The 12,650-nt window shown below is 68.5% G+C and carries 20 protein-coding genes; all 20 read right to left on the bottom strand.

What is annotated here, in order from left to right; translation table 11 throughout:
* Window positions 1-27 precede the first annotated feature (27 nt).
* On the bottom strand, window positions 28-1,788 hold the full coding sequence (locus BG418_RS15435) for a hypothetical protein (protein WP_188274410.1): 1,761 nt from the start codon (window positions 1,786-1,788) through the stop codon (window positions 28-30).
* Window positions 1,788-2,003, bottom strand: coding sequence for a hypothetical protein (locus BG418_RS15430; protein WP_188274409.1), 216 nt, complete (start codon window positions 2,001-2,003; stop codon window positions 1,788-1,790). Before BG418_RS15430 ends, BG418_RS15435 begins: the two co-directional genes overlap by 1 nt.
* 7 nt (window positions 2,004-2,010) lie before the next feature.
* Entirely contained in the window at window positions 2,011-2,502 is a 492-nt protein-coding gene (locus BG418_RS15425; protein WP_188274408.1) for a hypothetical protein, read from the bottom strand.
* Between the two features lie 16 nt (window positions 2,503-2,518).
* Complete coding sequence (locus tag BG418_RS15420; protein ID WP_188274407.1) at window positions 2,519-3,280, bottom strand: hypothetical protein; 762 nt, start codon at window positions 3,278-3,280, stop codon at window positions 2,519-2,521.
* A gap of 14 nt (window positions 3,281-3,294) precedes the next feature.
* Window positions 3,295-3,576 carry a hypothetical protein gene (locus BG418_RS15415; protein WP_188274406.1) on the bottom strand — a complete coding sequence of 94 codons (282 nt, stop codon included), beginning with the start codon at window positions 3,574-3,576 and terminating at the stop codon, window positions 3,295-3,297.
* A gap of 76 nt (window positions 3,577-3,652) precedes the next feature.
* Complete coding sequence (locus BG418_RS15410; RefSeq protein WP_188274405.1) at window positions 3,653-3,811, bottom strand: hypothetical protein; 159 nt, start codon at window positions 3,809-3,811, stop codon at window positions 3,653-3,655.
* A gap of 26 nt (window positions 3,812-3,837) precedes the next feature.
* Complete coding sequence (locus tag BG418_RS15405; RefSeq protein WP_188274404.1) at window positions 3,838-5,361, bottom strand: phage portal protein; 1,524 nt, start codon at window positions 5,359-5,361, stop codon at window positions 3,838-3,840.
* Window positions 5,349-6,896, bottom strand: coding sequence for a terminase large subunit domain-containing protein (locus BG418_RS15400; RefSeq protein WP_188274403.1), 1,548 nt, complete (start codon window positions 6,894-6,896; stop codon window positions 5,349-5,351). Before BG418_RS15400 ends, BG418_RS15405 begins: the two co-directional genes overlap by 13 nt.
* A 22-nt stretch (window positions 6,897-6,918) precedes the next feature.
* Window positions 6,919-7,419 (bottom strand): hypothetical protein, encoded by a 501-nt coding sequence (locus BG418_RS15395; protein WP_188274402.1) that lies wholly within the window; start codon window positions 7,417-7,419, stop codon window positions 6,919-6,921.
* 10 nt (window positions 7,420-7,429) lie between these two features.
* Window positions 7,430-7,831 (bottom strand): hypothetical protein, encoded by a 402-nt coding sequence (locus BG418_RS15390; protein WP_188274401.1) that lies wholly within the window; start codon window positions 7,829-7,831, stop codon window positions 7,430-7,432.
* Window positions 7,832-7,941: 110 nt separating this feature from the next.
* Entirely contained in the window at window positions 7,942-8,100 is a 159-nt protein-coding gene (locus tag BG418_RS15385) for a hypothetical protein (protein WP_188274400.1), read from the bottom strand.
* Between the two features lie 141 nt (window positions 8,101-8,241).
* Entirely contained in the window at window positions 8,242-8,436 is a 195-nt protein-coding gene (locus BG418_RS15380) for a hypothetical protein (RefSeq protein WP_188274399.1), read from the bottom strand.
* A gap of 74 nt (window positions 8,437-8,510) precedes the next feature.
* On the bottom strand, window positions 8,511-9,026 hold the full coding sequence (locus BG418_RS15375; RefSeq protein WP_188274398.1) for a hypothetical protein: 516 nt from the start codon (window positions 9,024-9,026) through the stop codon (window positions 8,511-8,513).
* On the bottom strand, window positions 9,023-9,181 hold the full coding sequence (locus BG418_RS39875; protein ID WP_223184813.1) for a hypothetical protein: 159 nt from the start codon (window positions 9,179-9,181) through the stop codon (window positions 9,023-9,025). Before BG418_RS39875 ends, BG418_RS15375 begins: the two co-directional genes overlap by 4 nt.
* 63 nt (window positions 9,182-9,244) lie before the next feature.
* A complete protein-coding gene (locus BG418_RS15370) occupies window positions 9,245-9,817 on the bottom strand; it encodes a ParB N-terminal domain-containing protein (protein WP_317453658.1) in 573 nt (190 codons plus the stop codon).
* Window positions 9,818-10,140: 323 nt separating this feature from the next.
* Window positions 10,141-10,464: a MerR family transcriptional regulator gene (locus tag BG418_RS15365; RefSeq protein ID WP_188274397.1), complete on the bottom strand. Its 324-nt coding sequence runs from the start codon at window positions 10,462-10,464 to the stop codon at window positions 10,141-10,143.
* Window positions 10,465-10,554: 90 nt separating this feature from the next.
* Complete coding sequence (locus BG418_RS15360) at window positions 10,555-11,262, bottom strand: hypothetical protein (RefSeq protein WP_188274396.1); 708 nt, start codon at window positions 11,260-11,262, stop codon at window positions 10,555-10,557.
* 237 nt (window positions 11,263-11,499) lie between these two features.
* Window positions 11,500-11,979 carry a DUF6221 family protein gene (locus tag BG418_RS15355; protein WP_188274395.1) on the bottom strand — a complete coding sequence of 160 codons (480 nt, stop codon included), beginning with the start codon at window positions 11,977-11,979 and terminating at the stop codon, window positions 11,500-11,502.
* A 2-nt stretch (window positions 11,980-11,981) separates the two neighbouring features.
* Entirely contained in the window at window positions 11,982-12,413 is a 432-nt protein-coding gene (locus BG418_RS15350; RefSeq protein WP_188274394.1) for a hypothetical protein, read from the bottom strand.
* Window positions 12,410-12,607, bottom strand: a complete 198-nt coding sequence (locus BG418_RS15345) for a hypothetical protein (protein WP_188274393.1) — start codon at window positions 12,605-12,607, stop codon at window positions 12,410-12,412. The genes BG418_RS15350 and BG418_RS15345 overlap by 4 nt, the downstream gene beginning before the upstream one ends.
* Window positions 12,608-12,650 lie beyond the last annotated feature (43 nt).

The following is a 12,650-nucleotide window of genomic DNA, read 5'->3' as shown; positions in this document are numbered from 1 at the left end:
TGGCGGGGCCGTGGAGGTGCTTGATGCCTACTGGGCGGGCTGCATGAGCCCGTAGTTGCCGAGCAGGGTGTTGGCGCGGTCCGCGAACAGGGCGTCGGCGTCGTCCTCGGACGCGGGACCGGCCTTGTCGTTCTCGTGGACGCGGTAGCCCTTGCGCTCGGGGAGGCCGTGCTCCTTGAGGAGCGTTTCGCGCAGTTCGTCACGCTGCTTGGCCAGTGCCTCGGTGAGCTTGGTGTCGAAGGTCGCCTGGAGTTCGGCGACGGTCTCTGCGAGGGCGGCCTTGCGGGCCTTCTTCGACTCCTTGGCCCGGTTGGCCGGCTTCGGGGCGGCGGGCGCCGACTCCTTGGCCTCCGTGTTCTTGTCAGCCTTGGGGGTGTTCTCGGCGAGGGCGGCGGTGACCGGTGCCATCGCTTCCTTCAGTGCGGTGCCGAACAGGGCGCCGAGGGCGGTGATGTCGGCGTCGGTGAGGCTGCGGGCGGGGGCCGCCGTGGTCTCGTCGGTCGGGGTGGGCTCGCCCATGGCGGCCTCCTCCTCGGTGTGGGTGGTGGCCGCGCCCTGGGTGGGCGGGGCGGTCTCGGTGAGGGCGAGGGCTTCGGTGACGACGGCCGAGGTGATGACCTGGCCGGGGGTCAGCAGTCCGGCGTCAGCGGCTGCTTCGAGTGCGGCGACGTGTTCCCGTGCGAGTGGCTGGCCCGCAGCGGGCGGCGCGCTCTCGCCGCTCCCCATGTCGCCGTCAGTGTCAGCGTTGGGGGCGCCGGGCACGTCGATGTCGGCGTCCATGTCCGGGTCCATGGCCTGGAGGGCGTCGACGGCCACGGTCATGGCGGCGGCGGTGATGGTCCGGAGTTCGGCGGGTTCGATTCCGCAGGCGCGCATGGTCAGGCTGATCGGCCCGTTGTAGGCGTCGATGCAGAAGCCGGCGCCGCCGCCGGGGCCGTCGGGGTAGTACTCGCGGATCTCCCCGAGGCGGGTCGTGGTTTCCTTCATCGATCCGTCCTTGTTCCAGGTGTCGGGGATCATCGATGTGAGTCCGAGAGCCTTGGCGCGGGCCACGATGTGGGCCCGGATTTTGTCGTGGTCGGCGCCGCCGCGACCGACAGCCTTGATTGCCTTGCGCAGGTCGGACTTGGACTTGATGGGGTACGACGGATCACCCGATGCGTTCTTCATCGCCTGGCCCTTGGCGAGCGCGTCCCGCTTCTGCTTCGCCGAGTACGCCTCGCCAGGATCCTCTTCAGTGACGGGCTCCAAGGTGACCTCGACACTCTCGCTGATGGCTGTGCGCCCGTCGACCGACTCTGCGGGCGCACGGCCGTCCAGGTAGGAGGCGACGGCCACCGAGGCGCCAGGTACGCCGGGGGTCGCGGTGAAGTCCAGCGCGTCGATCTCCAGGTCCGACCCCGTCGCGACCGTCTCGCCCTCGTACTGGACTCGCTTCACGGGCCCGAGCCAGTACCCGTGGATCGACACGGACTTGAGGGCCGGGTCCTTGCCGGTGACCAGGGCGGCGATGTCGCGTCCGGCGGCCGTGTCGTACAGGTCGGCGCGGTAGCGGGCCGCTCCGTCCTCGCCGACACGGACGTCCGTGAGGCGCCCCACGATGCGGGTGCTGTCGTCACCGGCCTCGTGATGCGACCGCATGACGATGGGCAGCCCGTCGGGGTCGGCGATCCGCTCCGTCATGCGTGCCGCGGCCTTGGCGATCAGTTCGCGGGAGTACAGGCGCTTGTTGCGGCTCACACCGGGGGTGAGCATCGTGCCGTGGATCGTGGCAATGCGCTTGTCCATCAGCGCCCCCTCCCCCGTAGCTGCGTGGTGGTGGTCGGGCGGGGCTGGCGGCGTGTCCCGGCGACGAGGCGCAGAATCGCGGCCCGTACCTGCTGGTCGGTGTCGATGGCTGCGAGGAGCCGGTCGGTGAATTCAGCGTCGGCGTCGGCGGCTTCGACGTCGGCGCGGGTCACGGCCTTGCGGACGGCGCGTCTCTTGGGTGGGATCTCGTACATGGGTGCGTCACCTGCCCTGCACGGACAGTTGGAACGTCAGGGCCGAGAATGTGCCGGTCAGCGTCCAGGTGAGTCGGTAGGAGCCGCCGGAGACGATCACCGCTCCGGTTGCCATGCCCGCGCCGACGGAGAACGTGGCAGCGCCAACGGCGGTGATCGGGGACGAGGAGCCGATGGTCTGCCACACGCCGTTGGCATCCTGCTGCTGGAGGCCAATGACGACATTGGTGCCGCCCGTGAAGGCCGTCACGTTCACGCCGACGATCACCTGCGAGACGTTGCTCGTCCACGTCTGTGTCGCGGTGTTGCCGGCGCTGGTCCTCGACTGGGCAGCCTCGGTGTACTGGGCGGTCGGCGGCTGCACGACGGTGAACACGGTGGGAGAGTTCGCGATGTTCACCGCTGCGGTATTGGTGACCGTCACCGAGGTCGGGCTGCCCGAGGCGCCGATCACGTTGCCAGATCCGTCGACCGGGGTGAACACCGGGTTCGTAGGCATGCGGTGGACCTCCAGGTCAGGACACAAGGACGCAGCGACAGCGAGGATGGGCTGGGAAAGTAGGCACTGCGAACGGGCTGTACGGGCCCGCGGCCTCGTTGGCCGAACAGCGGTCGCACACCCTGTCGTCCCCGGCTGCCATCCAGCTCACCGACTGTGTACCGGCGTCGAGGTAGGCGGCGAGGAGTCCGGCTCCGTAGGCGGCGGACGCGGCGACGTCGGCGGCGAGGGACAGGTCGTAGCCGTCATCGACGACGTCCTCGGCGTCGCCTTCGGAGTCGTCAGTGCCGTCCGCCATCGCGCGCCCGGCGCGGTTCGCGGTCGCGGCGAGGGCCGTGGTGAGTACGGCGGTGGCGGTGGCATCGGCGGTCGCATCGGGCATGTCCGGGGAGGTGATGCCGTACCCGCTGTCGGGGGTGTCGTCGTAGGGGGTGTCGTCGGCCTTGTCGCGGGTGACGAGAGTGTGGCCGGTGGCCCAGCCGATGCGGTGGGCTCGTTTGGCGGCGGTGGCGATGGCGGCCCGGGTGCGTCGCCACGGGTGGGCGTGGAGGGCCGTGAGGACGATCGCGGCGGCGGCCTGGCGCCGGTGGTGGTCGACTGTTTCACCGGTCGACTGCCGCCACGCGGCGATGACGTCGGCGAGGTTGAGGTCGGCAGCGTCACGCTTCCACGCGGCGAGGATGATCGCGTCGGCGGTGGCGTGGAGAGCGGTGCGGTGGGCGTAGACCGGGCGCCACACGCCTTTGAGGTTGCCGAGCTGGAGGGTGGCGTCGGGCATGGCCACCCCCTGCGTCAGCCCGCAGAGGAGATGCGGTACTCCTCGATCACCTCGCGTACATCGTTCTCATCCCAGTCACCGGAGTCCCACCACTCAACGGCCTTCCAGACATCTGCGAGTTCCTGCGCTGCCGCCTCAGCTTCGTCGAGCAGGGCCATGACGCGGCGCGTGGCCTCGGCGACCCGTTCGGCGTAGGGCAGGCCCGCGAGGCACTTTGCCATGGCCTCGATGTCGCCGCGCTGGTCTTCGAGTCCCCCAGCGTGTGTGTGCAGGTAGTTGTAGCTGCCGCCGCTCATCCGATCTGCTTCGCGATCAGCGGGAGTACGTCCTGGGCGCGTGTCGGGTGTCCGGGTCCCATGGCGGTCACCTCCCCTACGGCTCGATCGGCGCGAGGAACTCGTCGGGGCCCGGTAGGTCATGCCGGGCCATGTAGACGGTGAGCTCGTCCATGGTGAAGAAGGGGCCGGTCGTGCGGCCCCCGTTGTGGCTGTACCAGCGGACGTGGAACCCGTTGAGTCGGTCGGCGTCCACCTCGTCGGTGTGTCCGCGTAGTGAGGTCACAGCTTGGCCAGGGCCTCGTCGAGGCAGCGCCGGTACAGGTCGTCCCACAGTTCCTCCGGCGGCTCGCCCTGGGTAGCGTCCTTGGCGAGCCCGGGCTTGTCCTCGGGGTCCTGGGGTCCGTCGCCCGTCGAGGGCGGCGCCAAGTCGTTGGGGTCCTTGGGCGTCTGGTCGGGCTGCTGCGCCTGGGCACCCAGGTTCTTGATGATGAACGACTTGGCCATGTCTTGCATGCTGCCCCAGTCCGCGACGAACGTGCGTTCCATGAAGATGGGGTCGTCGCCGCCGTCGACGGGAGGTTCGCCGATCTCGGCACGCCACCGGTTGAGGGTGTAGGCGCCGTTGTGCAGCCTTTTCTCGCGGATTTCTTCGACGACCTTCGAGTCCCGGAAGTCGATCTCTTCGAACTCCAGGTGCCAGTCGGTGATCCCGAAGCCCTGCATCAGCAGGTGGAAGTTCAGCTTCTCCAGGATCAGGTTGGCGATCGGAATGATCGTGTTGACCCTGAACGTCTTATCCTGCGCCTCACCCGTGCCGCCGCCCAGGTTGCCGGTCTCAATGATGCCAAGCTTGGCCGGCGGGACCCCGAACGACGCGATGATCTGGTCCCGCAGCTGCCGGTCCGCGTCCAGATAGTCGGCGACCTTCCGCTGATCGAGTACCTGGATCACACCGCCCATGGTGGTGATCACCGGCTCGCCGACGGCCTTCGGGCCCAGATTGAAGACGCGGTACTGTTCCCGCCACCGCTGCACGTCCGCTTCCTGCTGATGCCCCAGGTCGACGTGCACGCGCGGCGGGTCGCCCCTGCGGAAACATTCCTTCAAGGTCGCCATCGTGAAAAGCCACGCCGTGACGGGCAGCAGTGCCTTCTGTGCCGGGCTGACGCCGTACAGACCGCCGCGCGGCGCATCCAGGCTGATATGGATCACCTGGTCGGCGCCGAACTTCACGGTACGCACCCCGTCGACGTCCTGGATGTAGCCGGACACCTCACCGTGCTGGTCGGCGACCACGGTCATGGTGGTGGCGTCCAGCGTGTACAAGGCGACCGGCTCCCCCAGCAGGAGCACCACTTCCAGGTAGGCATCGCCGAACAACAGCAGATCGGTGGCCACGTTCCGCAGCAGCTGGACCATGTCCTCGCGGGCGTTGCAGAACCTCATCAGGCGCCGCAGACGAGCGACTTGGGGAGTGTCCGCTGCTGTCCCGTCTCCGGTCGGACTGTTCTCGGGCACGGCCTGCAGGCCGCCGGCCGTCACCGTCCGCGCGATCAGGTCGACGCAGGCGGACACCCAGTTGCACGACATGTACGCCTGATGGAGCTGGGCGAGAACCTGCTGCCGCTCCGACGTCGCCGACGTCAGACTGCTCGTGTTCTGGATGTTGAGTGGGAGCCCGTACTCGTACCCGATACGGCGGACCTGCGCGGGAGTCGGTGCCTCCAGCGACTCCACGACCGGAGCCGACTCCGTCACGGGGGTGCGCCCGAAGCGCTCGCGCAGCCAGGTCACAGCGCCCACGGGTCACCCCCTGACAGGATCGGGAACCCGCCGATCGACGGCGGCGCCGCGACCGGCGCCGCACCCTGAACGTTCGGGTCGAGCGCCCGCACGGCAGGCTCGGGGGCCGGGAAGTGGAAGCGGGCCCCGCCACCCAAGTTGATCAATAGGTAGCGACCGGCGTCATAGGCGTGATCCTCTGCGTGCGTGTCGACGTCCTCGGGGTTGCCGCTCATGGCGTGCGGAAGGACCGGCAGCGTGCGGATCAGGTTGGCGCAGGTCGTGAACACGTGGACCTTCGGGCAGGTCTCCCATCCCTGAGCACGATGGTGCGGACAGGCCGGCGCTTCGGCGAGGTAGGAGTGCCAGCGTTGCAGCCCGGACAGACGCGAACCGGGTCCTTTACCAGCGGCGGTGAGTGGCACGCCGTGCTGCGCGTAGACATCGGCGACGGCCTGGGCATCGCCCCGGGTGGCCCACATTGAATCGTCCGCGTACCGGGCGGCGACCTGTTCATCTGCGGCTTCGGCGGCCAGGATCCGGCGCGCCTGTTCGGCCTCGCCAACCTGGGTGGCGTACAGCTCCCGGTAGAACCAGACGCGGCCGTCCTCGTCGACGGCCGCCCACAGCACACACCAAGGGGCGGTGTAGCCCCAGTCGATGCCGACGTAGCGGCGCCAGGAGGCGGGCAGTGCGATCGGGGCGATGGTGTGCCGTTCGTGCCGCCATTCGCTGAGGGCCTGCCCCATGAACGACTCCCAGTCCCCGTCGAGGAAGGCACGGCGGAGCTTTTCGGGGAGGGCTTTGAGGTCGTCGGCGTACTCCCTGTTCACGTGCGGGTTGTCGGCAAGCTTGGACGGGATGAAGCGGACTGTCCGGCCACGCTCGTCGATGACCACGCGCTCGCCGTAGCTGGTGGCATCGACATAGCGCTGCTTGACGCCGCCGTGGCCCGGGCCACCGGGATTCGTGCCGGCTCTTACTCCGATGACGGGGACGTCACCGCGGCCGGTCCGCAGCCGGGATTCCAGGAAGGCGACGACGTCCGGCGGGGTCAGGGTGAGCTCGTCGAAGACCAGGAGCTGGTACTGGCCGCCCTGGCGCCGGGTGGAGTCCTTGAGGGATTCGGCGTAGCGGAACATCAGCAAGGATCCGTTGGGGAAGCGGAGCTCGTACTCGGTGCCGTTCCAGGAGGCGCCGAGCGCTCCCGCGTAGCCGACCGACGCGAGTTCCGCGAGCAGGGATTCCTTCAGCTCGCCGTAGGTTCGGCGGAAGGCCCCAACACGGATGCCGGGGTAGCGGACGCAGGCCCGAATGGCTTCCATCGTGAGGGCTTTCGATTTCCCGCCGCCCGCCGCGCCTCCCATGAGCACGGCGAACTCTTCAGCATCGTGGAAGAGCTGCTGGCGGGCGGTGGGCACATAGTCGAGCAGGCCGAACACGTCGATCCGGCGGAGCCGTTCGGCCTCACGCTGTCGGATCTCGGCTTGGAGTTGCTTCAGTTCCCTCAGCCGTTGCAGCTTCAGCAGGCTGAGTGAGGGTGGGGGTGACGACATTGATCGCCATCACCCCCGCTTCTTACGAAGCCTCCGGAATGACGGGCTCGCCGAGCTCCGTTGACAGCCGTTCGATCTCCGCCTCAATCGCGTCGATCGTGAGGACCTGAACCTTGATCTGATCCAGGCCCCGCAGTTTCGCGATGCGGTCGAGGATTTTGACAAGCCGGTCGATGGCGGCGAGGACGGGCCCGTCGTCTTGCAGGGGCTGGCCGGTCTCGGGGTCCTCGACGATCCGTCCGCTGGCGGTGACGACGTAGTGGCGCGCGCGGAGGATCTTGTGGGCTTCCTCGGCGAGGTAGTCCAGTTCGATCAGCTGTTCCTCGCGGTAGACCTCGACACTGGCGTGCTGTGCTGCGATCGACTCTTCGAGGGCGCGGTGGAAGTCCTTGGAGGCGGCGTTCGCGTTGGCGTAGCCGAGTTCCTCGTAGATCTGCGTGTAGGGGATCTTTCGGCGCCGGTATTCAACGAGTTTGGCTCGCCGGTCAGCGGTGGCGGCGCGTTCGGCTCGGGGGCGGGGCATCGAATCCCCCTCAGTCCCAGCCGGGCGGCAGTTGCTGCGGCGTCGGGTCGGGTTCGGGCGCGGGTGCCGGCTCGGGGGTGCAGTTGCAGCCGGGCAGGTCGGCGACGGCCGGGGCTGTGCAGGTCTTGCTGTGGATGAGCGCGGCGGATTCCCGGCTGATGGCGTGGTTGACGCAGCCGTACACGGTGCGCAGGGTCTCGCCGGGTTCAGGCATCGGGCCGAAGTCGGGCACAGGCTGCTTCTTGTCGGCGAGGAGCAGGCGTTCGTCGCGGCGTTCCTGCTCCAGGGCAAGGTGCGCGGTGAACTCGTCGTCGGTGAGCCTGCGCCGCCAGTTGACGGCGGCACGCTGCCCGCACAGGCTGCACGTCGGTCCGGCGGGTGCTGGTGCCGGGCCGGTGGTGTCAGTGTTCACGTCGTCCTCCCTGACCGTGGGGGTGTTCCGTCGCCAGGCGCTGCTGGTGCACCATGACCCGGCCAGCCTGCGGGCCCTGTCCCGGCCCGGCCGGGCGACGGAAGTTGTGATCAGACGCGTTCGCGTTCCAGCAGCATCGCCGCCAGCTGCAACCAGGAAGCCGCTAGTTCGTCGAGGCGCTCCATGAGTGGCAGGTTCGTCAGTTCGATCTCGGCGCGGTCGAGGAGTCGGGCAGCGTTAGCGATGGCCTGGTCGGCTGTCACGGTCATGCGCGCCTCCGGCTCAGCATTCGTGGGGGTGTCCCGCTGCCGGTGGCGTGGGCGCGGTGGGCAGCGGGACGTCGGGGCTCCGCCGGGGGACGGCGGGAGAAGCGGCCCCGAGACTTGGGTTGTGTCCGCCTGGGCCCCGGTTCAGCGGACGTTGACGGTGGCCTCGGTGATGAACACCGCGCGGGCGCCGGTGGCGGCCTTGAGGGCGGCGAGCGGGTCGTAGTCGAGCCGCTCGATCGCGGCGTTCAGGTCCTGCGCCTGATCGAAGATCAGCACGAAGGGGGCGATCTCGTCGATGCTGTCGGGGAGTTGCAGGATCTGGATCCGTGCCACCATCGCCACCGCCTTCAGGGGGAGCGCCCGTCGCCTGGTCTGGGGTGCGCCATCAGGCGGCGGCCGTCCGTCGTGGATCAGGCCTCGTCCCAGTCGGGATCTGGCGAGTTCGGCGGATCCTCGATTTCGACGTGGTTGAAGACCTCGCGCTCGATCCGGCCCAGCAGCCACCCCGGATGTGTCTGGAATGCTTCTAGCCGCTCAGCCACGTATGCCTGGCGGGCCCCTTCGGCAACAGCGACGCGGGCCAGATTCTTTGTGGATTGGCGACCCCATTCGATGAGGTCGCGGTCGGTGGCCTCCGCCATCCAGATCCACTTGCCGTCGCCGAGCTTGAGGATGGACCTCGGGTGGAACATGCCCGATGGCCTGCCTGGCTTGGGGCTTCTGCGTTCTCCAAATCCACGGGCCAGACTTTCGGCGAGCCGATCGAGCGTGACAGCCCGGACGTGGTCCATCAGGCTGTTGTCGGCGAGGCGTTCACGGAGTTCGGCGACCAGTTCTTTCTTCTCAAGTCGGCCTGTCACTCCGTCTGTTACGGCCTGGGCGGCTTGTTCGACGATCTCCCAGAGGCGTGCGTCTGCGGTGCTCACGGCAGGTCACGCTCCTGCCACGCGCCCACCATCTCTTGCAAGGCGGCCATGGCCTTGGCGATGGTCTGGCGGGTGATTGCCCGACCAGGGAGCGCCTCGCCGGGGTCGTACTGACGGAAGGCGACCGTGCCTTGGGTCTGGGCCAGCGATGGCACGATCTCGCAGAGGAGGTGCGTGGAGACCTTCCGCTGCCGTTCCTCCTCAGCAGCGCGAGCCTTTCACTCCGCCCAGGCGCCAGGAAGGGTCAACTCGCCCTCGACGACGCGGTCTGCGAGTTCGGGGTCCTCTGCGCGGAGCCGCGCGAGTTGCGCCTCGACGCCTTCCGCCTTGGTCTTGTTCTCGCGCGCGATTTTGTACGCCTCATCCAGAGACATAGCCCCAGCAGTAACAGCGTCAGCGAGATCGGGAGCATGCTGGAGTACCGTGGCGGCATAAGCCACCCGCGAGGCGCTGATCTTCTGGTCGGCAGCGATGCCGCGCATCGTGTTTTGCGACAAAACAGCCCGCGATTTCGCGATCACCATTGCCTGCTGGCCCTTGGTCAAGTGGCGCCGCGTGATGTTCACCGAGACGGCATATCCGTCGGGGTCATCACCGTCATAGGTGGTGAACTCCGGCTCGACCCCTGCCCGTTCACACGCAGCGAGGCGGTTCCGTCCATCGAGGATGCGGCCTTGCGGGTCCAGAACGATCAGCTGGAGCAGGCCGCGCTGCTTGATGTCTTCCGCGAGGTCTGCCAGCTCGTCGTCGGCGAGCATCGGGAACAGGTCGGCGATGGGGTGGTGGTCCACTGGTCTCCTTGGGGAACTGCGGGGGAACTGGGGTGCGCACGGCCCGGCCTGTCCGCAGTTCCCCAACCGGAACAGGCGCGGGCCGTGGCACGAAAACGCCCGGCACGCACGGTGGCCGGGCAGGTCGGGGTGTCGGGGCTGCAAGGGGTCCCGCTGCCCCGGCGGATCGAGACCGGGGCAGCGGGCTTCGGGGCCTCAGCTGGGGGTGAATGAAGTGGCCCCGAGCGGGTGAGCCCGCCCGGCCCCCACGGCCGGGCGGACCGGGCCGAGCAACAGGGGGTACTCGGGCCCGGCCTGCGAGCCGCACCGCAGGCAGTTGGGGGTCAGGCGGCGTGGGCGTGGGGTCCGCGACTGTTGGCGGCCGGGTCTGCCGGGGTGAACTTGGCGCGGGCCTTGGCTGCGGCCTGAACGGTGGGGAGGTGAAAATACGTTCCGCCGTCGCCGGTGAGCACGGGTTCGATCTTGCCTCTGCTGACCCAGACGTGGATGGTGCCGGGCTTCACTCCCGCAGTGCGGGCGGCCTCCCAGAGGTCGCCGAGCTGACTGCCGTATTCGATTTGGGTGAAGTGCAGTTCGATGCCATCGGGGTTCGGGAAGGCGACCATGGCACCCCCCGGGTACGCGAAAGCCCCCGCCGGATTGTTCACGGCGGGGGCTCCATCAGCGTGTTGTGACTCGTGTGCCACGATCAATGAACAGATTTACAGCTCAACTAGCATCCGTCAAGGCGATGTCGCTCATGCTGCGACTCCAGCGTCCCGCTGCAAGGCCTTCTGTTGTTCGTCACGGAGGGCGTCCCAGCCGTCTTTCCCGATCCATGCGGCCCCGCATGCCGGGCAGCGGATTTGTTCTTTGCCGCTGCTGGCGGTCAGTTGGACGCCGCATGTTCCTTCCTCGGCGGGGGCGGGGCAAAGGCCGACCTTCACGCGGCCCGGCCGTCGTTCAGTAGTCACCGCGGCGGTCATCTCGCCGTGGAGGCGGCGGATGTCGTCAATGTCCTGCCCGACCTCCTCGTAACTGCCAGTCGCCCACGGCAGGTTGTTGGTCAGGAAGCGGACGTGCTCGGGAACGGCTTGGGCTGGTGATCCCCGCCAGGGTGCGATGGTCCAGCCGAGCGCGGCCCGCCAGGCGTCCTCAATGTCGCGGAGTCGGGCTGCTGCGCCGCCGGGGCCGGTGAGGGCGAGGACGTCCAGGCGGGGCGGGATCGGGGGTACGCGGCTGCCGGAGGTCGCGGCGCTGGGACTGCGGGAGCCGTGCATGAGGGTGGCGGTGCGGTTCAGCTCGGCGAACAGGCCGGGGAGGGCGGCGAGTCGGGTGCGGGCCTTGTCCTCGCAGGGGCGGCAGGCGTACCGGCCGTCCTCGATTTCACTGATCCAGAGCGGTTTGGTGCACGACGTACAGGCGGGCCACTGGTAGTCGTCCAGGTTCTCGGGGGTGTGGGGCACGGCTGGCTCCTCGGCGGTGAGGCGAGTGGCGGCTGAGCCAAGTGTGCACCTGGGGCGTGACGACGCCTGGGTGTCAGCCGTGGCCTTTGGCGATCTGCCGCATAAGTGCTTCCGTCTTTGCCTGCTCGTCGGCTTGGCATTGCGCGGTAAGGGCGCGTTCTCGTCGCCAGGTCCTCGTCACCGAGACGGCCGTCCAGACGACGCCAGCGAATGCGAAGGCCGCCCACGTCCAGGAGTTCACGGTGTCTCCTCGGTCCGGCCCCAGGATTCGGCGAGCAGGCGGACCCGGCGTGCAACGCGGGCGTCCCGGCCGCAGGTGCACTCTTGCGTGCCGAACTGGCCCGCCGCGTATGCGTCGCCAGCTGGGCAGCTGTAGTACTCGTCTTCACACGTCTGGTGCTTCTCTGCGAGGAGGTCGTCGAGGAGCTTCCGGTCGGCGGCGATCCGGTGAAGTACCGCAGCGGGGTCATGCCGGACGATGTGCTCGGCCATGTACAGGCCCTCGTAGGACCCGCTCCACCGCCTATGGATCTTCCGCTTCACGCCCGGATGCGGGTCGTTCACGATGAGGATCCGGCCTTCCGTCGCCTCGTCACCGAAGGCCCATGCCGGGGATGGCGGATGGCAGCCGCACAGCTCAGCAGCTTTCTGGGCCGCCAACTCGGCCGCGTCCATGGCTTCCCGCAGCCACACGACCATGCGGTCCGTGTCCGTCACCGTCACCACCTCGCCAGTGGATGCCGCGCCTCCGCTGGTGGCGGAACCGCCGCCTGCATCGCTCCAGCCAGCGTCGCTATCAGATCATCCCCACCATCCTCGGGCCGTGTCCGCATCTCCAGCTCCCGCCAGTACGGGCCCAGAGGGTCGTTGCTCCACTCGACGGCCACCGCCGCAACCTCGCTCACCGGCTTGTCGGATGCCGAGTCGAGCGAGTGAAGGACGAACCGGGACTCCCAAATCCAGATCCCGAGCATGCTGGAGCGGCAGTCGTAGCACTCGCGTAGGAGCCACCGGTTGGGGCGCCAGGTCCCCTCACGCCATCGGCGAATCCAGTACACCGCGCGGTCAGAGGGGGCGGGCGGGGCGTCGCTCCAGTAGGCGTACCGATCGGCGACCGGGGCGGGTTTGTGGCCCCAGCGTGGAGTGGTCACGCGTTCTCCTCTGCCTGCCGTTCGCTGGCGTAGTCGGCCGCCTCGACCAGCGCTGCCGCTATTTCCCTCGCCTCGGCGTTCGAGAGGTGGATGGGGCCTTGCACGTCGAGGTACACCTGACCGGTGCCGTTTACGTGCTCAGGGCCGAGGATGACGCGATCCCCGACAAAGCCATCTTTCGCGAAGTTGCTCACCGGCGGTTCTCCATCTCGCGCATGACCTGGATGTTCTCCTGCT

Origin of the sequence: Streptomyces sp. CBMA152, assembly GCF_014596475.1 — a bacterium.
GTDB lineage: Bacteria > Actinomycetota > Actinomycetes > Streptomycetales > Streptomycetaceae > Streptomyces.
This window is presented reverse-complemented; position numbering and strand designations above follow the sequence as displayed.

What these genes read in the sequence shown, in the direction of transcription:
- BG418_RS15380 (WP_188274399.1), bottom strand. Translation starts at nt 8,436, where the DNA reads ATGGTGGCACGGATCCAGATCCTGCAACTCCCCGACAGCATCGACGAG.
- BG418_RS15420 (WP_188274407.1), bottom strand. Translation starts at nt 3,280, where the DNA reads ATGCCCGACGCCACCCTCCAGCTCGGCAACCTCAAAGGCGTGTGGCGC.
- BG418_RS15415 (WP_188274406.1), bottom strand. Translation starts at nt 3,576, where the DNA reads ATGAGCGGCGGCAGCTACAACTACCTGCACACACACGCTGGGGGACTC.
- BG418_RS15385 (WP_188274400.1), bottom strand. Translation starts at nt 8,100, where the DNA reads ATGACCGTGACAGCCGACCAGGCCATCGCTAACGCTGCCCGACTCCTC.
- BG418_RS15395 (WP_188274402.1), bottom strand. Translation starts at nt 7,419, where the DNA reads ATGCCCCGCCCCCGAGCCGAACGCGCCGCCACCGCTGACCGGCGAGCC.
- BG418_RS15425 (WP_188274408.1), bottom strand. Translation starts at nt 2,502, where the DNA reads ATGCCTACGAACCCGGTGTTCACCCCGGTCGACGGATCTGGCAACGTG.
- BG418_RS15430 (WP_188274409.1), bottom strand. Translation starts at nt 2,003, where the DNA reads ATGTACGAGATCCCACCCAAGAGACGCGCCGTCCGCAAGGCCGTGACC.
- BG418_RS15400 (WP_188274403.1), bottom strand. Translation starts at nt 6,896, where the DNA reads ATGTCGTCACCCCCACCCTCACTCAGCCTGCTGAAGCTGCAACGGCTG.
- BG418_RS15435 (WP_188274410.1), bottom strand. Translation starts at nt 1,788, where the DNA reads ATGGACAAGCGCATTGCCACGATCCACGGCACGATGCTCACCCCCGGT.